Annotated in this window: 19 protein-coding genes; 9 read left to right on the top strand and 10 right to left on the bottom strand. The window is 57.4% G+C overall.

The features are described 5' to 3' along the window. Window positions 1–27 precede the first annotated feature (27 nt). From MWU51_RS11465 to leuC, 7 genes are all read right to left on the bottom strand, one after another. Complete coding sequence (locus MWU51_RS11465; RefSeq protein ID WP_247037318.1) at window positions 28–612, bottom strand: GNAT family N-acetyltransferase; 585 nt, start codon at window positions 610–612, stop codon at window positions 28–30. A gap of 81 nt (window positions 613–693) precedes the next feature. Further along, window positions 694–1797, bottom strand: coding sequence for a 3-isopropylmalate dehydrogenase (leuB, locus tag MWU51_RS11460; RefSeq protein ID WP_247037317.1), 1104 nt, complete (start codon window positions 1795–1797; stop codon window positions 694–696). Between the two features lie 74 nt (window positions 1798–1871). After that, window positions 1872–2888 (bottom strand): endonuclease/exonuclease/phosphatase family protein, encoded by a 1017-nt coding sequence (locus MWU51_RS11455; RefSeq protein ID WP_247037315.1) that lies wholly within the window; start codon window positions 2886–2888, stop codon window positions 1872–1874. 101 nt (window positions 2889–2989) lie between these two features. Continuing rightward, window positions 2990–3820 carry a hypothetical protein gene (locus MWU51_RS11450; RefSeq protein ID WP_247037313.1) on the bottom strand — a complete coding sequence of 277 codons (831 nt, stop codon included), beginning with the start codon at window positions 3818–3820 and terminating at the stop codon, window positions 2990–2992. A 270-nt stretch (window positions 3821–4090) separates the two neighbouring features. Beyond that, window positions 4091–4696, bottom strand: a complete 606-nt coding sequence (gene leuD / locus MWU51_RS11445) for a 3-isopropylmalate dehydratase small subunit (protein ID WP_247037312.1) — start codon at window positions 4694–4696, stop codon at window positions 4091–4093. Between the two features lie 157 nt (window positions 4697–4853). Next, window positions 4854–5552, bottom strand: coding sequence for a VPLPA-CTERM sorting domain-containing protein (locus MWU51_RS11440; RefSeq protein ID WP_247037311.1), 699 nt, complete (start codon window positions 5550–5552; stop codon window positions 4854–4856). Between the two features lie 244 nt (window positions 5553–5796). Beyond that, complete coding sequence (gene leuC, locus MWU51_RS11435) at window positions 5797–7203, bottom strand: 3-isopropylmalate dehydratase large subunit (RefSeq protein ID WP_247037310.1); 1407 nt, start codon at window positions 7201–7203, stop codon at window positions 5797–5799. Between the two features lie 360 nt (window positions 7204–7563). Here leuC and MWU51_RS11430 point away from each other — a divergent pair, with 360 nt between their 5' ends. From MWU51_RS11430 to MWU51_RS11390, 9 genes are all read left to right on the top strand, one after another. Further along, the gene (locus tag MWU51_RS11430) at window positions 7564–8877 is read left to right on the top strand and encodes a mechanosensitive ion channel domain-containing protein (RefSeq protein WP_247038828.1); all 1314 of its coding nucleotides are present in this window, start codon (window positions 7564–7566) and stop codon (window positions 8875–8877) included. 176 nt (window positions 8878–9053) lie between these two features. Continuing rightward, window positions 9054–9419, top strand: coding sequence for a ribosome silencing factor (gene rsfS, locus MWU51_RS11425; RefSeq protein ID WP_247037309.1), 366 nt, complete (start codon window positions 9054–9056; stop codon window positions 9417–9419). 19 nt (window positions 9420–9438) lie between these two features. Continuing rightward, window positions 9439–9909 (top strand): 23S rRNA (pseudouridine(1915)-N(3))-methyltransferase RlmH, encoded by a 471-nt coding sequence (rlmH, locus tag MWU51_RS11420; RefSeq protein WP_247037308.1) that lies wholly within the window; start codon window positions 9439–9441, stop codon window positions 9907–9909. Window positions 9910–9991: 82 nt separating this feature from the next. Then, complete coding sequence (gene gpmI / locus MWU51_RS11415) at window positions 9992–11512, top strand: 2,3-bisphosphoglycerate-independent phosphoglycerate mutase (protein WP_247037307.1); 1521 nt, start codon at window positions 9992–9994, stop codon at window positions 11510–11512. Further along, window positions 11512–12669, top strand: a complete 1158-nt coding sequence (locus tag MWU51_RS11410; protein ID WP_247037305.1) for a peptidoglycan DD-metalloendopeptidase family protein — start codon at window positions 11512–11514, stop codon at window positions 12667–12669. The genes gpmI and MWU51_RS11410 overlap by 1 nt, the downstream gene beginning before the upstream one ends. A gap of 4 nt (window positions 12670–12673) precedes the next feature. After that, entirely contained in the window at window positions 12674–14005 is a 1332-nt protein-coding gene (locus MWU51_RS11405) for a S41 family peptidase (RefSeq protein WP_247037304.1), read from the top strand. Between the two features lie 110 nt (window positions 14006–14115). Then, the gene (locus tag MWU51_RS11400; protein ID WP_247037303.1) at window positions 14116–14610 is read left to right on the top strand and encodes an RNA pyrophosphohydrolase; all 495 of its coding nucleotides are present in this window, start codon (window positions 14116–14118) and stop codon (window positions 14608–14610) included. Between the two features lie 81 nt (window positions 14611–14691). Further along, on the top strand, window positions 14692–15384 hold the full coding sequence (gene rpe, locus MWU51_RS11395; RefSeq protein ID WP_247037302.1) for a ribulose-phosphate 3-epimerase: 693 nt from the start codon (window positions 14692–14694) through the stop codon (window positions 15382–15384). Window positions 15385–15521: 137 nt separating this feature from the next. After that, complete coding sequence (locus MWU51_RS11390) at window positions 15522–16469, top strand: MBL fold metallo-hydrolase (RefSeq protein ID WP_247037301.1); 948 nt, start codon at window positions 15522–15524, stop codon at window positions 16467–16469. Window positions 16470–16477: 8 nt separating this feature from the next. Here the strand turns inward: MWU51_RS11390 and MWU51_RS11385 are convergent, their stop codons facing one another. The 3 genes from MWU51_RS11385 to dapE are packed head-to-tail and all read right to left on the bottom strand — an operon-like array spanning window position 16478 to window position 21072. Beyond that, window positions 16478–17626 (bottom strand): lytic murein transglycosylase, encoded by a 1149-nt coding sequence (locus MWU51_RS11385; RefSeq protein WP_247037300.1) that lies wholly within the window; start codon window positions 17624–17626, stop codon window positions 16478–16480. A 36-nt stretch (window positions 17627–17662) separates the two neighbouring features. Next, complete coding sequence (gene rnr, locus MWU51_RS11380; RefSeq protein ID WP_247037299.1) at window positions 17663–19918, bottom strand: ribonuclease R; 2256 nt, start codon at window positions 19916–19918, stop codon at window positions 17663–17665. Next, on the bottom strand, window positions 19915–21072 hold the full coding sequence (dapE, locus tag MWU51_RS11375; RefSeq protein ID WP_247037298.1) for a succinyl-diaminopimelate desuccinylase: 1158 nt from the start codon (window positions 21070–21072) through the stop codon (window positions 19915–19917). The genes rnr and dapE overlap by 4 nt, the downstream gene beginning before the upstream one ends. Window positions 21073–21211: the final 139 nt, after the last annotated feature.

Genomic DNA, 21211 nt, shown 5'->3' with positions numbered 1-21211 from the left:
GCAAGAGCAAGACCCAAATTGCCGCGTTTAAAGGGCCAGGACCATTTTGGTGGCGCTGTTGAATCCCAGAAGCGGCCTCAATGGCCCGGTTGTTACTTCGTCCGTTGCGATAAATCCAAGCCGCTCGTAAAGCGCTTTGGCGCGGGGATTTGTGTCGATCACGTCAAGCGTGATATGTGTGAATCCATTCTGTCGCGCATAACCAAAAAGGGCGTCAAACAGAGCCGATCCAACACCCTGTCCACGTGCGGTTTCCGCCACGCAGATCCCATCCATCTGCAAGGTCCCTTTCGGGGCATACCTTTCCAGCACTGCAAGTGGGATAAGCCGCCAAAGTGACCCCAAACCATAGTGGCGAAACAGATCGGCAGTTGTGGCGGTTGAGAACCCTTGGGTCCCGGCTTTGTGTGCTGCGATACCCAAAAGCTGACCAGCCCCGTCGGTTGCGGCGATCACGGCCGCCGGATTGACCGTCTTTGTAAAGAACTGACGTCCCCTATCGTCTGGCCCAAGTAATTTTCCAAGTTTGCCGCCAAAGGCTTCCCAGTAAAGCGCAGCAGCGTCCGCTTCGTGTCCGCGCGGTAGTTCTTGATACAAAATCACGTCTGACATGCAGATCATATGGGTATGCAATGTGCAAAAGAAAAGCGGCCCACGCAGAAGCCGGGCCGCCCGTTGCAATGTCGCGTCAGATCAGAGGCTGGCGTCCAACGCTGTAATGATCGCATCACCCATTGCCGACGTCGACACTGGCGTCACGCCTTCATCGTTCAGCAGGTCGCCGGTGCGAATGCCATCGGCCAGCACCTTCTCGACAGCGGTTTCCAAGCGCGTGGCTTCTTCACCCATGTCGAAGCTGTAGCGCAGAGCCATGGCAAAGCTGAGGATACAGGCGCAAGGGTTGGCCTTGCCTTCGCCTGCGATGTCGGGGGCCGAGCCGTGAACGGGCTCGTAAAGGGCCTTGGGGCGTCCATTGGCCATCGGCGCCCCCAGAGAGGCCGAGGGCAACATGCCCAGCGAACCGGTCAGCATGGCAGCACAATCGGACAGGATGTCGCCAAACAGGTTGTCGGTATAGATCACGTCAAACTGCTTGGGCGCACGCACAAGCTGCATGGCACCATTGTCGGCGTACATATGCGACAGCGCGACTTCAGGGTATTCTTTGCCCACCCGGGTCACGACCTCGCGCCACAGGATACCCGATTCCATCACGTTGGCTTTTTCCATTGAGCACAGACGCTTGTCGCGCTTCATGGCCAGTTCGAACGCTGAACGCGCACCGCGCTCGATCTCGCTTTCGGTGTAGCGCTGGGTGTTGATGCCAACACGCTCGTTGCCTTCTTCGAAGATGCCACGCGGTTCGCCGAAGTAGACACCTGAAGTCAGTTCGCGCACGATCATGATATCAAGACCTGACACGATGTCCTTCTTCAGCGACGAAAAATCGGCCAGCGCATCAAAGCACTGCGCCGGGCGCAGGTTGGAATACAGGTCCATTTCTTTGCGCAGTCGCAGAAGGCCACGTTCGGGTTTCACCGAAAAATCCAGTTCGTCGTATTTCGGACCACCCACAGCCCCCAGCAAGACGGCATCGACCTCTTGCGCCTTGGCCATGGTCTGGTCTGCCAACGGGACACCATGCTTGTCATAGGCTGCACCGCCCACAAGATCCTCGCTTACGTCGAAGGTCACACCGCGCTTGTCGCCGATCCAGCCGATGATCTTACGGACCTCGGCCATGACTTCGGGGCCTATGCCATCGCCGGGCAGAATAAGGAGGGAGGGGTTGGTCATGGGTCTGTCCTTGCTGAGAAATACATCGCGGATCGGCCTAGCCTGTCAGCGATGTTCCGTCAAGAAACGAAGGGTCAGAAGCGCAGATCAACCCAAACCAGACGGTGGCGCGAGGCGGTGTTGACCGTATCCAGCATTGGGTCATCGTCTGCCGGCCAGAACACGGCCGACCCTACCACCTGAAGGTTGCGAGCGGGCAGGACATAGCTGACGCGCAAATTCCCCGGAGTTGGTTCCGGCCAGTCGACTGTGTCCAGCGCTGGGTCACCAGATTGTCCTGTGTCATCCGCCGCGATCTTGCCTGTGCGGCGCGGTGCCGGGTCTTGGAGCCGGGGGTCGCGCAGCAATCGTGCAATCGCGTTGCGGCGACCGTCTCCGTCAGCGGGGTCAAGATTGGCGATGCCTGAGATAACCACCGGACCTTCAGGGGAAGGAAAGGGAAGCGCGCCATCCAGATAAAGTTGCCAGAAGGTGATCTCATCGTGGTTGCGCCGTCCGTTTCGATCTTCGTCTCCATCAAACACAGGCGTGGTTGCATGGAAGGTCAACAGGTGCAGATTGCTCCCGTCAGGCAGAAGCACAGGCACATCCCAATGGGCGACGCTGCTTAGCCGCTGAATAACGAAGGCTTCCGAGGACGGGAAAGGGGCACCATTTTGGGACGGAGGTATCGCACCCGGCAGATCGTTCCACAGAAAGGCAGAAAAATCACGCGCCTCGCCCAAGGGGTGCCGGGACAGAACAACCATCCCTCCCTGACCGGTGAAGCGGCCATAGCCCTGAGCGTCGCGCGGCTCTTGGGTGCGGCCACTACCATCCATATCCAATCCCGTGGCCAAGCCCGAATTAGGCATGGCCGCGAACGCGTGCGGCATGTCGTGACCCTGATCGGCCAATTTGGTTTGGAAGGCACGTAGTGCATGCCCTTCCATGTCGTGGTCAAAACCCTGAAGTGTTAGGACATCGGGTTTAGCAGCGGTAATGACGGAGAGTACGGCTGCGATCTGTTGGTCTTTGCCCGACAGAATTTCGCGCAGCAGCAGGCCGGGGCCTTTCCTGTCCATCTCGGCATTATAGGTTGCGATGCGCAAGTCGATCGCTTTTGCACCGGCGGGCGCGATGCCGACCACAAGGGCCAGTGCCGCGGTAGCGATCCAATTATAGCAAAAAGTAGACTTGCAACCTGCGCCGATCAGGCGTGCGCCATCCCGCCATCGGTGGCGCGGCGCTTGTTGCGCTTGCGCTCGCTGCTGATCATCAGGGCAACACGCAGCATGGCGATGCCGCGCATGAAAAGGCTGGCGGGAAGAAAGGCCCATGCGGCAACCGTCCAGATCATGGTTTGATGGTTTTCCACCGACACTGAGCCAAACAGCGATACAGCGGCAGAGATGATGATAGGCGTGGCAAACGGTAACAGGAAGCCAAGAGCAATGTTGAACCGGGCATCGCGCACCAGTCGGCGGACGACGTCGCCCCCGGTCGTCGGATCGAAAGTTGGAAGGTTGACCCATACGTTGAATGCTCCCGTCGATTTTGCAGGCCATTCTGTGAAACGCAGCGCCATCAGGAAGACGGCCATCGACAGAAGTGAAATCAGATAGCTCATTCCGGCTGCAGCGCGTAGCAGCACCATGTCATTGAAACTGGCCGTATCGGGCAGCATCGACACCACGAAGCGTACTGGGCTGTAGGGGAAGTCGATGGCCTGACCGATCAGCATTCCGACCGAGGTCATGAACTGTGTAGCGGTGGAATGATCGGTTTGGCCGCGAACGATCACAGACAAACAGAACACGGTCGCGAAAAGCGCGGCAAAGCGGATGCGGTTAAAAGGAGGGGCGTCGCGAAATTCGACCAGTCCGGGATAGGTCGAAGCATATTCGAAGATGGTCAATGCCGCCGCAAACAATGCGACGATGGTCACGATCTGGCCGGATTCCTGACTGACCCCCGGTACCAAAATGGACGGCGTTGCAATCAAGATCACCATCAGGAATGCTCGCGCAATTGCGCCAATCATTCGGCTTACCACTACCTTAATCCTTCCACCTGGACGGGTGCTGTTACCTGCCGCACCCTTTATCCATGTCAGCGTTTCCTCATTCAGCGGGTCACTGCTTCTTATCGCAACATACTGCGTTGCATCTTAGTCCCACTTCAAGTTGTGCCTAAAATGCGTTGCCAAATGTGGTCGATTTAAGGGGAAACTGGTGCGACTTTGCACCAAATTAAGGTGAAAATGGGGCCACCTCAGCGGATGACCCCATGATTCATTCAACTTTTCAGGTGTTTAGACCCATGGACGCTGGGTGGCAGCTGTTGCCTCAAATGATTCAATTGCGCCTTGTTTTTCCATCGTCAGGCCGATGTCATCCAGTCCGTTCAGCAGACAATGCTTTTTAAAGGCGTCAACTTCGAAGGGAATCACCTCTCCGTCCGAGGTCGTGATCTCTTGTGATTCGAGGTCAACGGTCATCCGGGCATTGGCACCTTTCTCGGAGTCGGCCATCAGAATCTCGACCTGTTCTTGCGGCAAGATGATCGGCAAAATGCCATTCTTGAAGCAGTTGTTGAAGAAGATGTCGGCAAAGCTGGTCGAAATCACGCACTTGATTCCGAAGTCAGCTATGGCCCATGGGGCGTGTTCACGCGAGGAGCCGCAGCCGAAATTTTCACCGGCTACCAGAATTTCGGCATCACGGTATTGCGGTTTGTTCAGGACGAAATCCGGGATCTCGTTGCCCTGACGGTCATAGCGCATTTCGTCAAACAGGTTCACGCCTAGGCCGGACCGCTTGATGGTCTTCAGAAAGACCTTGGGGATGATCATATCGGTGTCGATATTCACCAGCGGCATGGGCGCCGCGATCCCATGAAGTTTTTGGAACTTGTCCATAGCACGCACCTTTCTGCATCCGTCACGCCCGATGGGTCGTGGCTGCGTCATTCAGTCCATTGCTTTATGCAGGTTTTGACGGCGATTCCAAGTCAGCCGCGCATGAAAAACCCGGCGCCGGTGTTGAGCGCCGGGGTTTGTGTTCAGATCGAATGGTTCAAGCCTTGCGGCGGCGGCGCGTGATGGCCCCCATGCCGAACAGGCCGGTCACCAGAAGCAGGCCAGCGGCAGGCACCGGAACGGGCGACACCGAAACTAGGTTCTGTCCGGTGTAGCGACCGCGATCTGCGTCGCCATCCACTTCAAGGAACGACAAGTTCCAGACCATATCGCCCGAGTAAGCCGAGGCGGCCATCAGATACCGGTTGGCAAGATTCGTGCTGCCAGTGCTGCTGGCCTTAAAAAGACCGGAAGACACGCTAAGCGCAGTATTGTCATCCTCGTAGGCAGCTTCCCACAAAGCCATCTGGAATGCCGCAGCTTGATCGCCGTTTGAGGTATCAAGTCGGCCATAGTTGGCATCAAACACCGATTGCACACGGTCGCGACCCACGTCAGTCAGGCCGAAGCTGTTGGAGAATGGATCGTTGGTTGGCGTATAGTTCTGGCTAGAACCTTTGTTCATAAGATAGTGCGCAATGTCGAGACACCAGCCGACAAAGCTGCCCATATCCCCGGTGGTGTCGGTCAGGTTGAAACCCGTGGCCCCAACAGTTCCCGGTGTATTCGCCACCGGCGAAGATTTTACCGAAACGGATTGGATGGAAGATGTGTAGCTGTCCAATTTCAGGACGGCTGCGTCGGATGTGGTTGCAAAACCAGCTGCGATGACCGCAGCAGCAAACAGCTTGTTCATAGTTACCCCTTTAAACATGTAACTGATTAAATAACCCACCGTGACCCCTTCACGATGCTCGAATGATTTAATTCTATTAGGTTCGAAAGGGCGACTTCAAAGAATTTCGTCAAAACTGAGGCATTATCAATTCAAAGTAGTGGAATCAGCAAAGGACAGATGAGAAATGTGCGCAACTGTTTCTCAGTTGCGCACAATACCACTTAGCTTGGATGTTTTTCCCGGCCGTGGCCGGTTGGTTGAATCACATCAACTCGCGAACATCTGTCAAACGACCCGTCAATGCCGCCGCCGCGGCCATAGCGGGCGACACAAGGTGGGTGCGGCCTTTATAGCCCTGACGCCCTTCGAAGTTCCGGTTCGAGGTTGAGGCACAGCGCTCTTTCTCGGCCAACTGATCCGGGTTCATGGCAAGGCACATCGAACACCCAGCCAGGCGCCATTCGAAACCGGCCTCCTGAAAGATTTCCGCCAAACCTTCTTCTTCGGCCTGCGCACGCACAAGTCCTGATCCCGGCACGATCATCGCGCGCAGCCCGTCCTTGATCTTCTTGCCCTTGACCACGTCGGCCACGGCGCGCAGGTCTTCGATACGCCCGTTGGTGCAGGAGCCGATAAAGACCGTGTCGATCTCGATATCGGTCAGTTTCTGTCCGGGGGTCAGCCCCATATAATCAAGGGCACGGCGGGCGGCTTCGACCTTGCCGCCGGTGAAATCCTCGGGGCTGGGCACGGTGGCGGAAATCGGCAGAACATCCTCGGGCGAGGTGCCCCAGGTCACGACCGGCTCAATTTCTTCGCCCTTCAGGGTGATGACCTTGTCGAAATGTGCGTCTTCGTCGGTGTAAAGCGTCTTCCAGTATTCCAGTGCTTGCTCCCACTGACCCGCTTTCGGGGCATGGGGGCGGCCTTTGACGTATTCAAAGGTGGTCTCATCCGGCGCAATCAGACCGGCGCGGGCGCCACCCTCAATGGCCATGTTGCAGACGGTCATGCGGCCTTCCATCGACAGATCACGGATCGCTTCGCCGCAATATTCGATGACATAGCCGGTGCCGCCGGCGGTGCCGGTTTTGCCGATCACGGCCAGGGTGATGTCCTTGGCGGTCACACCGGGCTTCAGCTTGCCGGTGATTTCGACTTTCATGTTCTTTGACTTCTTCTGGATCAGCGTTTGCGTCGCCAGCACGTGTTCAACTTCCGAAGTACCGATGCCGTGCGCCAGTGCGCCGAACGCACCGTGGGTCGCGGTGTGGCTGTCACCGCAGACGACCGTCATGCCGGGCAGGGTCCAGCCTTGTTCGGGCCCGACGATATGCACGATGCCTTGGCGCACATCGTCAACGGGATAGTAATGAATGCCGAAATCCTTGGCGTTCTTGTCCAGGGCTTCAACCTGAATGCGGCTTTCTTCATTTTCGATGCCCTTGGTCCGATCCAGCGTTGTGGGCACGTTGTGGTCCGGCACGGCAATGGTTTTGTCAGGCGCATGCACCTGACGGCCGGCCATACGCAAGCCTTCGAAGGCCTGCGGACTGGTCACTTCGTGCACCAGATGGCGGTCGATATACAAAAGGCAGGTGCCGTCATCGGCTTCGTGGGCCACATGGGCGTCCCAGATTTTATCATAGAGTGTCTTCGGGGCGGTCATTTCGCTCTCCGTGGATGGGCGTGGATGTCTGTCAGGTTGCGATAGGCAAGGGGGCGCCACCTTATAGGTGGGCTTGCACATTCCGTGTCGCACCGAAAAATCGCCAAGGCAGGCGCGCACGATCGTCCATATCGAAAACCCGAGTCATGCTGCTGAGATACTCTTTTGCCAGCGTCGTCGCAAGGGTGTCGGGCGATGTAGTGTGTTCGACCTCTGGACGCGGCGAAGGGCGCATGTAAAAGTCACCGCATGGAGCCCGAACCAACGCCGCAATCCGGCACATCACCCAAACCAAGCAGCGGGGCGGATAATCTGCCAGAGCTTGCGACAGACACTATCGACACGCTGCGCGACCAGTTGATGCCGCTGTGGAATGACGGCTCGGCCTTCATCCTTAGCCTTAGTCAGACTTGGCGTCTCTATCAGATCGCGATTGTCATCCTTCTGGCCGTGATATCTTGGGCGGTTGGCAAGATGCTGAACCCCAAGATCGACCATTGGCTGCGGTCGCGCGAGGGGTGGTCGAAGCGCCGGTTGCGCTTTGCCATTCACACCAAGCGCCGCGTGCCGATGATCCTGTTCGTGCTGATGTCTTGGCTGATCGTTTCCGCAATGCGCGAGGTGACGTGGCCGTCCCGATCATACTTGATCGCAGCCATCGGCACGCTGGCATTGGCCTGGGTGCTGGTTGGGTTTGCCTCTGTCATCGTCGAGAACCGGGTTCTTCGGCGCACGACGAAATGGGGGCTGTGGATCTATGTCACGCTGTATTATCTGGGCATAACAGATGAAATTGGCGATGTGCTGGATAATCTCGCGATCTCGACTGGGGATTTCCATATCTCGCTTCTGGACGTTCTGCGGGCGGTGGTGGTCACGGCAGCCCTGTTTGCCTTGGCGCGCATGTTCAGTCGAGGATCGGCTGAGAAGATCCAGAACAATGACGATATATCTCCGTCGATGCAGGTGCTGGCGGTCAAGTTCATTCAGCTTCTGCTGTATGGCGCGGCGTTCTTTCTGGGTCTGAAAGTGATTGGCGTCGATCTGACGGGGCTTGCGGTTCTGTCCGGCGCCATCGGTGTGGGTCTTGGTTTCGGTCTGCAAAAGGTCGTGTCCAACCTCGTGTCGGGCGTGATCATCCTGTTGGATAAGTCGATCAAGCCCGGCGATGTGATTAGTCTGGGCGAGACATTTGGTTGGATCCAGCAGCTTGGTGCGCGGTATGTGTCGGTCGTGACGCGCGACGGGCGCGAATACCTGATCCCGAACGAAGACCTGATCACCGGGCAGGTGGTGAACTGGTCGCATACCAATTCGTTCGTGCGGCTGGATATCTATTTTGGCACCGCCTATGGGGATGACCCGCACAAAGTGCGCAAGGTTGCCATCGAAGCCGCCAGCAACGTGTCTCGCGTGCTGAGCTTCCGCCCTCCGGTCTGTCACATCGTCGGGTTTGGCGACAGTTCAGTCGATTACATCCTGCGCTTCTGGATCGATGACCCAACCGGCGGTCTGACCAACATTCGCGGCAATGTCTATCTGGCGTTGTGGGATGCGTTTCATGAGAACGACATATCGTTCCCGTTCCCTCAGCGCGAAGTCCGACTGTTGCCGGACGACCTGGCAGACGCGTTGCCAGACGGAACTGAAACCGGCGAAAACCCGCGGGCGTGACCCATTTGCACTGCTGTTTCGCTGCAGTTGCTTGACGAGCGTTGAGATCGCCCCCATGTGATGCTACGATTCTTATGTGCCCAGCGTCGGGGCGTATCGGCGCGCATCGATAGGAGGACAATGTCCTGTCTCCGCAAACAGAAGTCGCAAAAGATGCGACTGCAGGGAAATCCGCAATGACGGCGGCCCCTCAGACCAATGTCAGCGACGATATCCTGTCGCTGGTTCTTAACTCACTTGAAGACGACAAAGCCGAAGATGTGGTGATCATTGATTTGCACGGCAAATCAGAGATGGCCGATCATATGGTGGTGTGCTCCGGTCGCTCGACCCGTCAGGTCGCGGCGATCTCGGAAAAGCTGACCGAGAAACTCAAGCAGGAAATGGGTGTCTTTTCGAAGATCGAAGGTAAGGATCAGGGCGACTGGGTTCTGATCGACGCAGGCGATGTGATCGTCCATGTGTTCCGCCCGGAAGTGCGCGAGTTCTATCAGCTTGAAAAGATGTGGTTGGAGCCGGGCACCACCGGCGTATCGACCTGATCTTCAAGGGTGCGTCGTTATGAGGGTGCATATTTGCGCCGTTGGTCGTTTGCGTGGCGGCGCTGAGCGCGACCTGATTGATGATTATCTGACCCGGTTTGATCGCACGGGCCGTGCGTTGGGGCTTGGGCTTGCCAATATCCACGAAGTTGAAGACAAGAAGGGCGGCGGCATGTCCGCCGAAGCTAACTTGTTGGAGCGCGCCATTCCGAAAGGCGCGCTGATCTGCACTCTGGATGAACGCGGCAAGGTCATGTCCTCGCCTGATTTTGCAAAATTGTTGGGGCGTTGGCGCGATGAAGGGCGCGGCGATGTGGCTTTTGTCATCGGTGGTGCGGATGGGATTGATCCTGTGTTGCGGACGCAGGCCGATTTCAGCCTGTCGTTTGGTAAGATGGTTTGGCCGCACATGCTGGTTCGGGTGATGCTGGCCGAACAAATTTATCGCGCCGCGTCGATCTTGGCGGGCAGCCCCTATCACCGCACCTGATCTACCCGGCGATGGCAGCTTGCCTTGCACCCGGACTTGTCGCGCAATAGACAGTCTATAAGCAGCCAGAGGATCCGTTGACATGACCACGCCCAAGCCCGTCGTTCTGTGCATTCTTGATGGCTGGGGGCTGCGTGATGCCCACGAGTATAATGCACCCGCACTTGCCAACACACCCAACTTCGATTGGCTGATACAAAACTGCCCGAACAACACCTTGATCACCCATGGCCCTGATGTGGGTCTTCCGACCGGACAGATGGGGAATTCAGAGGTAGGGCACACCAATATCGGAGCTGGTCGTGTCGTAGCGATGGACTTGGGTCAGATTGATCTGGCAATCGAAGATGGCTCGTTTTTCAAGAATGTGGCGTTGCTGGAGTTTGCAGCCAAGGTGAATGCCGCAGGCGGCACAGCCCATATCGCTGGTCTTGTCAGCCCCGGTGGTGTGCACAGCCACCAAGATCACCTTGTCGCAGCTGCTAAGGCTTTGACAGCCGCAGGGCTGCCAGTGATGGTTCATGCAATCACCGACGGGCGCGACGTGTCCCCGCAATCCGCGCGCGAACAGGTTGCTGCTTTTGAGGAGGCGCTGCCCGAGGGCGCACAGGTTGTCACCGTTGTTGGCCGCTACTTCACGATGGATCGCGACAATCGTTGGGATCGGGTCAGCCGCGCGTTCGACGCCATGGTCAAAGGACAGGGCGATGCCGTTTCAAGCGCAGATGACGCCATCGCTGCCGCCTATGACAAGCGTGAAACGGACGAGTTCATCCAACCCGCAGTGATCAGTGGCTATCCTGGTATGAAGGACGGCGACGGGCTGTTTTTTGTGAACTTCCGCGCGGACCGCGCCCGTGAAATCCTTCGTGCAATCGGAGAGCCGAGTTTCAGCGAGTTTAACACGGGTCCGCGTCCAACGCTGTCGGCGCTTTTGGGCATGGTCGAGTATTCCGACGCCCATAATGCCTATATGACCACCTGTTTTCCCAAGCGGGACATCGTGAACACATTGGCAGAATGGGTTGCAAAACATGGTAAAAGCCAGTTCCACACCGCCGAAACCGAGAAGTATCCACATGTCACATTCTTCCTGAATGGCGGCAAGGAGGCCCCGGTCGAGGGAGAAGTGCGTTACATGGCCGCCAGCCCCAAGGTCGCGACTTATGACTTGCAACCTAAAATGTCTGCTCCAGAAGTGACCGAACATTTTGTCGGTGCAATCCGCGATCGTTTCGATCTTATTGTCACCAACTATGCCAATCCCGACATGGTCGGGCATACCGGTGATCTGGATGCGGCCATCGCGGCTTGCGAAGCTGTTGATTCAGGGTTGGGGCAGGTGATTGCCGCGTTGAAAGACGTGGGTGGCGCGATGATTGTGACAGCAGATCACGGCAATTGTGAAACCATGTGGGATGAAGAAACCAACGGCCCCCATACAGCGCATACCACCAATCTGGTGCCGGTCATCATGTTTGGCGGCCCCGAAGGTGCCACTCTCGCCTCGGGTCGCTTGGCCGATCTTGCCCCTACATTACTTGAGTTAATGGGGCTGGAGCAGCCTGTTGAAATGACCGGCGAAAGCCTGATCCGCCGGTGATGCAGGCTAGACGCCTCTTGCCCCGGTTGGCGGCGGCGGTTTTGTTGGCGCTGGCGCCAACCTTTTCGGCGCGCGCGCAAACGGATCCGACCGAAACTGCACGGGCCGCGATGCTGGCGCTGGATAAAGCGACAGTTGCGTTGGCCGAGGCCGAGAAGTCTAACGACCGGATTTCCGCTTTAACGCAAACTGTTCAAGCCTATGAAGAAGGGCTAGCCACGCTCAGGGACGGGCTGCGCCGCGCCAGCTTGCGTGAGGCTTCGATCCAAGGGGCTCTGAGTGCCGAAAGCAACCAGCTTTCCCAACTTCTGGGGGTGCTACAAACCATCGAACGGGCACCGGAACCGGCATTGCTGGTTCACCCCGCCGGACCGATTGGGACGGCACGGTCAGGGATGATCCTGTCTGACGTGGCCCCAGCTCTGCAAAAGGAAGCTGAAAGCCTGCGTCGCGATCTGGAAGAGCTGAAAACCCTGCGTGCGTTGCAGGAAAACGCGGTGGATACCCTAAAATCGGGACTGGAGGGGGCGCAAGACGCGCGTTTTGAACTCAGCCTAGCGATTGCCCGGCGCACTGAGCTGCCGCGCCGTTTCGTCGCCGACGATGCACGTATGCAAACTCTGGTGGAAAGCGCAGACACCTTGGCCAGCTTTGCGGATGGGCTGATGTCTGAACCCGTGCCACGGGGTAATGCCGCCGTCACGCAAGACTTTACCAGTGTAAAAGGTCGGCTGGCCATGCCCGCGCTGGGCAAGCTCATTCGCCGCTTTAACGAGGTTGACGCCGCCGGAGTGCGCCGCCCCGGATATGTAATCGCCACCCGCCCGATGGCCATTGTCACTACGCCATGGCCCGCAACCGTCCGATACTTGGGACCGTTGTTGGACTATGGCAATGTTGCCATCATCGAACCAGGTGACGGCTATCTGATGGTTCTGGCCGGGTTAGGACAGTTATATGGCGAAGTGGGTGAAGTGTTGCCGAAAGGTGCGCCCATCGGACTGATGGCAGGTGCAGATAACAGCGGTGATCAAGCGTTTTTGATCGCAGCGGAGGAAGGAACTGGCGCGGACGCGTCGGAAACGCTTTATATAGAGCTAAGAGAGAACGGAACGCCCGTGGACCCCAGCGACTGGTTTGCGGCAGGCAAGGAATGAACTGATGAGGAAATTCGTAATGGCCGCCCTTGGGGGCACCTTAGCAGGCGCAGTGCTGACCACGCAGGTGGCAGGGCCGCTTCTTGCACAAGACGCCGCCAAAAACACAAGCGTTTACGAGCAGTTGGACCTGTTTGGCGATATCTTCGAGCGAATCCGCGCGCAGTATGTAGAAGAGGTGGATTCGGCCGATCTGATCGAAGCCGCGATTGATGGGATGCTCAGTTCACTTGATCCACATTCCAGCTATCTGTCCCCCAAAGATGCGGCCGACATGCGTGTGCAGACACGCGGTTCCTTCGGAGGGTTGGGCATCGAGGTGACGCAAGAAGAAGGCTTCGTGCGCGTCGTGTCCCCGATGGACGGAACGCCGGCCGATGATGCAGGTGTGGAATCCGGCGACTATATCACACATGTCGATGGCGAAGCCCTGATGGGCCTGACACTGGACGAGGCAGTGAACATGCTGCGCGGCCCCGTTGGATCTGAAATCATAATCACCGTTGTGCGCGAAGGCGTGGATGAACCGTTCGATGTGTCGATCATTCGCGATACGATCAAGCTGACGGCGGCAACAGCCCGTTCGGTCGGCAACACGATCGTGCTGCGTGTGACCACGTTCAACGATCAAACCTACGCCAACATGTCTGATGGTCTAGCGCGCGAGGTGGAAGCCTTGGGTGGGATGAAGAATGTCGAGGGCATCGTGCTTGATCTGCGCAACAATCCTGGCGGACTTCTGAACCAGGCAATCGAAGTTTCCGACGCCTTCCTTGAAAGCGGCGAAATCGTTTCAACCCGCGGACGCAACCCCGGCGAAAGCGAACGTGTGAACGCAGAAGCTGGTGACTTGGCCGAAGGCAAGCCGATGGTTGTTCTGATCAATGGCGGCTCGGCCTCGGCGTCTGAAATTGTCGCAGGTGCACTTCAGGATCACCACCGCGCCATCGTCGTGGGCACCAAGAGCTTTGGCAAGGGATCGGTGCAGACGGTGATGCCGTTGGCTTCCGATGGGGCGATGCGTCTGACCACCGCGCGGTATTATACGCCGTCGGGTCGTTCGATCCAGGCACTTGGCGTGTCCCCCGATATCGTAGTGCAACAGCCACCACGCCTGCCCGAAGCCGAGAACGAAGAGGAAGCTCGACCTCAACGCACCGAAGCGGACCTGCGCGGCAGTCTGAACAATGACAGCCTGACCGAGGACGAACAGCGTCAGATCGAAGAAGAGCGAGAAGCCGCTGAAGAAGCCGCCAAGCTGCGCGATGATGACTTCCAGCTGTCTTATGCGGTTGACTTGATCAAAGGTTTGTCGACCATTGCCATGGCGCAATAGGCGGACGTGGAATTTACTGAAGGGCCGCTCTTAAGGGTGGCCCTTTTGTGTTTCGACCCGCTATGACAACGCTGTATCGTTAACAAAACTCATTGGGCCAGGAAGTTACCATGACACCTGCTGAAATAGAAAAGCTGCCCTATCGTCCCTGTGTCGGCATTATGCTGGTGAATCGTGAAGGAAAGGTTTTCGTCGGGCAACGGCTCGATGCGCCAAGGCTGGGCACCAAAACAGCCTGGCAGATGCCCCAAGGCGGGGTGGACAAGGACGAAGATCCGCGCGACGCAGCCCTGCGCGAGTTGTGGGAAGAAACCGGTGTCACTCAAGACCTCGTGAAGATCGAAGCCGAGTTTCCCGACTGGCTGCCGTATGACTTACCACATGACATCGTGCCGAAAATTTGGAAGGGCCGTTTCAAGGGGCAAAAACAGCGCTGGTATCTTGCGCGCTTTCTGGGCGACGACAGCGCAGTGAACATCGAAACAGATCACCCCGAGTTCAGCCAATGGGCTTGGATGCATCCAGATGAGGTGGTGGCCAATATCGTGCCCTTCAAGCGCGACATCTATGCACAGGTTTTGGCGGGTTTCAGGTCTCGACTGTAGCGCATGCGGGGCGCATTCGCGCTTCGCAAATCCGATAATCCCGTTATAAGAAGCGCAACCAACGCTGCCGGAGATCCCATTATGTCCTTTGATCGTTCCATCAAGATCGCCCCTTCAATCCTTTCTGCTGATTTCGCCAATTTTGGTCAGGAAATTCAGGCCATCGAAGCTCAGGGCGCGGATTGGGTGCATGTGGACGTTATGGATGGTCATTTCGTGCCAAACCTCACCTTCGGTCCACCCGCTGTGAAAGCGTTTCGCCCGCATGTAAAAACCTTCATGGATGTGCATTTGATGATCGCGCCGATCGACCCCTATATCGAAGCCTATGCTGAAGCGGGCGCCGATATGATCACCGCCCATGTCGAGGCCGGGCCTCACATCCATCGCACCCTGCAGGCTATCAAGGCGCAAGGTGTCAAGGCGGGTGTCAGCCTGAACCCGGGCACGCCATTGGAAAGCATTGAATATGTGCTCGACCTTGTAGACATGGTGTTGATCATGACGGTGAACCCCGGTTTCGGTGGGCAGAAATTCATTCGCTCCGGCGTCGATAAGACCCGGCGCTTGCGCCAGATGATCGGCGACCGGCCGATCCACATCCAGATTGACGGTGGTGTCACCACGGAAACCGCTCCTCTTGTGGCGGAAGCGGGCGCCGATGTTCTGGTCGCGGGTTCTGCAGTCTTCAAGGGTGGCTCGGTGGCCAAGCCGCAGATCTATGGCGAAAACATCCGCGCCATCCGCACTGCCGCCGAAACTGCGCGCACCTGACTGTTTCTTCTGGCCGGAAGTATCCCGGGGTGGGTCCAATTGACAAATTGGACCGTAGGGGCAGCGCCCCTGCCTTGACGCTGGATAATCACATTCGAATGTGACAATCTGATCCGAACAGATTGCCGGAGGACACCATGTTTCGCATCATCACAGCCATCCTGACCCTGATCGCCTTGCCTGCCTTCGCAGATGAGGATATCGCGGACCAATACCCAGGCTCGGTCCTTTATGAAAAACCGGTTGAGGTCATTCCCGGCATCTGGTCCGCGATCGGTGCCACGGCTCCTCCGGGGTATGAGAATGCCGGGCATAACAATAACCTTAGCTTCATCATCACCGGTGATGGGGTCGTCGTGGTCAATGCTGGCGCCAACTACAAGCTGGCGCAAGCTCTGCACGACGAGATCAAGGCGATTACAGACCAGCCCGTCAAGCTCGTGATTAACGAGAACGGGCAGGGACATGCGATGCTGGGCAACAATTACTGGATCGAACAAGGGGTTGACGTGCTGGCCCATGTCGATGCGGCCCACGAGTTCGAAGAATACTCTGCTCAGATTTATGACGGCATGACCCGCTACGCGCGCGAAAATGCCGAAGGCACTGACCCGATGGGACCGACCCGCACGTTTGACGAAAACGAAACGATTTCGATGGGCGGCAAGATCATCGACGTACTGTATTCCGGCCCAGCCCATAGCCCCGGTGACATTCAAGTCTGGTTGCCCGAAGACGAGTTGATCATCGCGGGCGACATGGCCTTTCACAACCGCATCCCCCCGATTTTCGAAGACACCTGCACAAGCTGCTGGATCGAGACGTGGGAAACCACCTTTGCCCCGCTCGGCGCGACCTACGTAATCCCGGGCCACGGGTATCCCACCAACATGGCCCAGGTCGAGGCGCATACGATCGGCTATCTGAAACATTTGCGTGGTGAGATCGCGATGCTGCTGGAGAATGGAGGCACCTTGGAAGATGCCTATTACGTCGATCAATCGCCGTTCGCACACCATGACACGTTTGAGGAATTGGCGACCAAGAACGCCGGTCAGGTGTTCACCGAAATGGAGTTCGAATAACTCTCTCGTCAGTTCTGGTTGCGCAGAAGCTCCAGCATCGCGCCAGACCCGAACCCGTCTGCGACCAACCCGTTGTCACGTTGATATTTACGCAGTGCAGCCGACGTATTGGGGCCGGGGAAACCGTCGGTACCCAACGTGTCATACCCGGCCGCTGTCAATCGCTCCTGAAGCTCGCGCATCCCATCGCGCGTCAACACAATCAGATCATCCGGGCATTTGGCTTTGATTGGTCGCCCGCCTTGCACCCGATCCGCGAGCAGCCCGACCGCGATCGCATAGGCATCGGCCCGGTTGTAGGTCAGTAGCACATCGAAATTCCCAAATGTCATGAAAGCCGGGCCGCTGGCACCAGAGGGTAATATGACCGACGCGTTACCATAATCGGGAACAGGGCCACCATCCGCCGAACTGACACCCATTCTAGCCCATTCTGCGACTGGAAAGCTTGTCTGCCGCCCTGCGAGGGCATGATCGAAAGCGTCGGGTAATTTGACCTCGACACGACAGGGGCGGCTCATGCGCCAGCCGTGCTCGGCAAGATAATTCGCGACCGAGGCTAACCCGTCTTGCGGATCATCACCCCATATGTCGCGCCGCCCGTCCGCGTCATTGTCGACAGCAAAGTGTTGAAAACTTGACGGCATGAACTGCCCATGGCCCATCGCCCCGGCCCAGGATCCAAGCATTGCTGCAGGGGCAATGTCGCCCGCATCAATGATCAACAGTGCAGCGATCAATTCATCTTCGAAGAAGTCGGAACGGTGGCCAGACTGTGCCAGCGTTCCAAGCGCCGTCAAGACCGGCCAGTCACCGCGTGTCGCGCCGTAATCGGACTCCAGCCCCCAGATGGCCAGAATGATCTGTGCATCAACGCCATACTGTTCTGAAATACTGTTCAAAAGCGTCCGGTTTTCGCGATAGCACGCACGTCCCTTGCGAATGCGCTTATCCGAAACCGCGCGATCCAGATATTGTGATATGTTCAGCGTAAACTCCGACTGATTGGATTGCTTTTCAAGCACCATCGGGTCGGGCCGCAGATAGCTTGCGCAAAGCTCTAGTGTCCGGGCTGAAACCCCGGCTTGACCTGCGCGTTTGTGGAAGGCATGACACCATGCCTGAAATTCTTGCTCTAACATTGTACTGTTCAACACCAACTCAAACCTTATGTCCCAAATGGACCTTACCAACTACTTACGGGAACGTTTCACTTTCTTTTTCAGCTTTGCGGATTTCCGCTTTGTTGTCATGGGTTTCCTTGGTGCTGACTTCCCCCCCTTACGGGTTCTGTTGGGGGTCAGTTTGCGCCCTTCAATTTCCAAAAGCTCTAGGGTCAATCCACCGGTAGTTGGAATAGCTTCAGCCAATCGCACGGTCACGCGTTGTCCAAGCCCGATGACCAATCCGGATCGTTCGCCCACAAGCACCTGTTCGTCCTTGTCATGGCGGAAATACTCGTTTCCCAGAGAGCTTATCGGCACAAGCCCGTCTGCACCTGTATCGTCCAATTTTACGAACAGGCCAAATCGCGCAATGCCGGACACGCGGCCAGTAAATTCATTACCAACACGTTCGGCTAGGAAGGCGGCCAGATAGCGGTCTGTGGTATCACGCTCCGCTGCCATCGACCGCCGTTCTGTTTCTGAAATATGCTGGGCCGTGGCTTCTAGCTTTTCGATGTCTTCTGGGCTGAGACCGTCCTTGCCCCAACCGTGGCCGGCTATCAGTGCCCGGTGCACGATGAGGTCGGAATAGCGCCGGATGGGCGAGGTAAAATGCGCATAGGATTGTAGCGCCAGCCCGAAATGCCCGAAATTTTCGGGGAAATAATAGGCTTGCGACATCGACCGAAGCGCCGACAGGTTAACCAATTCGTCAAACTCGGTGTCCTGAGCCTGTGCTAGCAGGTTGTTTAGGTGGCGGGTCTTCAACACTTGCCCCTTGGCCAGAGTGAACCCGGATGCCTGCGCAACTTCACGCAGCGCCTCCAGTTTTTCGGGGCTGGGTTCTTCATGGACACGGAACAGAAGCGGGCGTCTGAGCCGAGTCAGTTCCTCGGCCGCGGCCACATTGGCAAGGATCATAAACTCCTCAATCAACCGGTGTGCGTCAAACCGGTCTGCATAGGCAACGGATGCAACCTTTCCGTCCTCGTCCAGAATGATCTTGCGCTCGGGCAGGTCCAGATCAAGCGGCTGGCGGGATGCACGAGCCTGTTTGGTCGCGTCATAGGCGGCAAATAGAGGCGCAATGACCTCGTCCATCAACGGTGCGCATTTTTCGTTTGGGTTGCCATCCTGCGCTGCTTGCACCTCGGCATAATTCAACGAGCCGTGTGATTTCATCAACCCGCGGATAAAGCTGTGGCTGAGTTTTTGGCCTTGCGCATCCAACACCATGCGTACAGCGATGCAGGCACGCGGTACACCTTCGTGCAGGCTGCACAGATCACCAGAAAGCCGGTCGGGCAGCATCGGCACCACACGGTCAGGGAAATAGGTCGAGTTACCGCGTCTCCGGGCCTCGAAATCCAGATCCGAGCCGGGTGTTACGTAATGCGCCACATCCGCGATAGCGACCCATACCACATGTCCGCCGGGGTTCTTCGGATTGTCGTCGGCATGCGCATAACAGGCGTCGTCATGGTCACGGGCATCTGCCGGGTCGATGGTGATCAAGGGCAGGTGGCGCAGGTCTTCGCGTCCTTTAAGGCCCGCTGGTTTCATGTTGTCGGCTTCCTCGATCACATTGTCGGGGAATGAGTCGGGAATGCCGTGCTGGTGGATCGCGATCAGGCTTACGGCTTTGGGGGCGGTGGGGTCGCCAAGGCGCGCGACAATGCGCGCGCGGGGTAATCCCATACGGGATTTCGGACCGGATTGCTGTGCCTCGACCAGTTCGCCATCTTTCGCACCTTCATCAGCACCGGGATCAACGCGCCATTCTTTGTCCTGCCCTTTGTCGACCGGCACGATCCGTCCTCCTTCGGACCCTGTGCGATAGATGCCCAGAATACGGATCGGATTGGTGCCGATGCGTCGGATCAACCGTGCCTCATAGGCATAGGGTTCATCCTGCACTTCGCTCATGCGGGCCAGAATACGCTCACCCTGCTCTAATGCGGGGTCCGAGCTTTTCATGATCAGCAGCGCACGAGGGGCCGCGCCTTCGCCCGCCCATTCCATCGGCGTGGCATACATGTCGCCATCGGCATCGGGGGCATCCACACGCAGCACAGCGACAGGTGGAAGCTTATCCGGGTCGCGGTAGGTCTTGCCGCGCTTTGCCAGATGGCCGTCGGCCTCCAGCTCTTTCAGCAGACGTTTCAGGTCGATACGCGCCGCTCCTTTGATCCCGAACGCGCGCGCGATGTCGCGCTTGCCGGTCTGGGTTGGATTCTCTGAAATCCAGTCCAGAATCTCTTGCTTGCTTGGAATCTGGCTCATTTGAAATAGTCCCGGATAAGGCGTGAATAAATTGTTTTAAGTTGGCTGATTTGGGCCACCTTCACCCGTTCGTCCACCTGATGCATGGTTTTGCCGACCAGACCAAATTCGACGACTGGGCAAACGTTCTTGACGAAGCGTGCGTCGGATGTGCCCCCGGTTGTGGATGCTTCTGGCCGTCGTCCTGTCTCGGCTTCCACTGCATCGGCAACAAGGTCTGAAAGTGCACCAGGGGGCGTGATAAAACTTTCACCCGATACCATCGTCGTCAATTCAATATCAACGCCGGAGGATTGGCCGACGCGGGCAGCTTCCTTGCCCAGCCATTGGATCAGTTCCTCCGATGTATGGGCATCGTTGAAACGGATATTCACTGTGGCTTTGCATTCGGCGGGAATGACATTCGTCGCAGGGTTTCCCGTGTCAAAGGTCGTTACCGCTAGTGTTGAAGCATCGAAATGATCGGTGCCCTTGTCTAACTCGTGCGCGGCAAGATCAGCGATCAATTGCGCCAGCGCGGGAACTGGGTTCAAAGCTCGGTCGGGATAGGCGGAATGGCCCTGAACACCGCGTGCCGTGAAGAATGTCGTCATCGACCCGCGACGCCCAATTTTCATCATTTCGCCCATTTCGTTCGGGCTGGTCGGCTCGCCAACGATGCAATCGTCCATGCTTTCGCCCGCTTGGGCCATCCAGTCCAGTATGGCGGTGGTGCCGTCGGTGGCATCGCCTTCTTCGTCACCGGTGATGGCGATGACAAGCGAGGCATCCGCGGGTGCGTCTGCTATGAAGTCAATTGCGGCCGCGACCCATGCGGCGACGCCAGATTTCATGTCTGTCGCGCCACGCCCATAAAGGTATCCGTCGCGAATCTCCGCCCCGAACGGATCCACCGTCCAAGCGTCAGCGTCGCCTACGGGAACAACGTCCGTATGGCCGTTAAAGCCCAGCGTGCGGGCATTGCCAGACCCCCAACGGGCAAACAGGTTCGACACGCCCCCCCGGTCAATCCGGGTGCAGGAAAATCCCGCATCTGACAGCAATTCTTCCAGCAGGATCAATGCCCCTCCTTCTTCAGGCGTGACTGATGGACATCGTATCAGCTGCCGTGTCAGGGCTATCGGATCGACTGGTGAATGGGATGTGTCGGGCATGTTTGCGCGCTCCTTTCCAACATCTGTAATGGGTTGGTGGGGGCAGGGCAATCGGCCGGGCGGATTGAGAACGGTCAAGCTGGACCTTGTGCGAAGGTCGCTCTAACCTCGGCGTGAAATCCACCGCCCGCTTCGGAGC

It is taken from the genome of Aliiroseovarius sp. F47248L (assembly GCF_023016085.1).
Classification (GTDB): domain Bacteria; phylum Pseudomonadota; class Alphaproteobacteria; order Rhodobacterales; family Rhodobacteraceae; genus Aliiroseovarius.
This window is presented reverse-complemented; position numbering and strand designations above follow the sequence as displayed.

Bases quoted from the DNA above. Each gene is read 5' to 3' on its own strand.
- MWU51_RS11465 (WP_247037318.1), bottom strand. From the start codon at position 612: ATGTCAGACGTGATTTTGTATCAAGAACTACCGCGCGGACACGAAGCG.
- leuB (WP_247037317.1), bottom strand. From the start codon at position 1,797: ATGACCAACCCCTCCCTCCTTATTCTGCCCGGCGATGGCATAGGCCCC.
- MWU51_RS11450 (WP_247037313.1), bottom strand. From the start codon at position 3,820: ATGATTGGCGCAATTGCGCGAGCATTCCTGATGGTGATCTTGATTGCA.
- leuD (WP_247037312.1), bottom strand. From the start codon at position 4,696: ATGGACAAGTTCCAAAAACTTCATGGGATCGCGGCGCCCATGCCGCTG.
- MWU51_RS11440 (WP_247037311.1), bottom strand. From the start codon at position 5,552: ATGAACAAGCTGTTTGCTGCTGCGGTCATCGCAGCTGGTTTTGCAACC.
- leuC (WP_247037310.1), bottom strand. From the start codon at position 7,203: ATGACCGCCCCGAAGACACTCTATGATAAAATCTGGGACGCCCATGTG.
- MWU51_RS11430 (WP_247038828.1), top strand. From the start codon at position 7,564: ATGCCGCTGTGGAATGACGGCTCGGCCTTCATCCTTAGCCTTAGTCAG.
- rsfS (WP_247037309.1), top strand. From the start codon at position 9,054: ATGACGGCGGCCCCTCAGACCAATGTCAGCGACGATATCCTGTCGCTG.
- rlmH (WP_247037308.1), top strand. From the start codon at position 9,439: ATGAGGGTGCATATTTGCGCCGTTGGTCGTTTGCGTGGCGGCGCTGAG.
- gpmI (WP_247037307.1), top strand. From the start codon at position 9,992: ATGACCACGCCCAAGCCCGTCGTTCTGTGCATTCTTGATGGCTGGGGG.
- MWU51_RS11410 (WP_247037305.1), top strand. From the start codon at position 11,512: ATGCAGGCTAGACGCCTCTTGCCCCGGTTGGCGGCGGCGGTTTTGTTG.
- MWU51_RS11405 (WP_247037304.1), top strand. From the start codon at position 12,674: ATGAGGAAATTCGTAATGGCCGCCCTTGGGGGCACCTTAGCAGGCGCA.
- MWU51_RS11400 (WP_247037303.1), top strand. From the start codon at position 14,116: ATGACACCTGCTGAAATAGAAAAGCTGCCCTATCGTCCCTGTGTCGGC.
- rpe (WP_247037302.1), top strand. From the start codon at position 14,692: ATGTCCTTTGATCGTTCCATCAAGATCGCCCCTTCAATCCTTTCTGCT.
- MWU51_RS11390 (WP_247037301.1), top strand. From the start codon at position 15,522: ATGTTTCGCATCATCACAGCCATCCTGACCCTGATCGCCTTGCCTGCC.
- rnr (WP_247037299.1), bottom strand. From the start codon at position 19,918: ATGAGCCAGATTCCAAGCAAGCAAGAGATTCTGGACTGGATTTCAGAG.
- dapE (WP_247037298.1), bottom strand. From the start codon at position 21,072: ATGCCCGACACATCCCATTCACCAGTCGATCCGATAGCCCTGACACGG.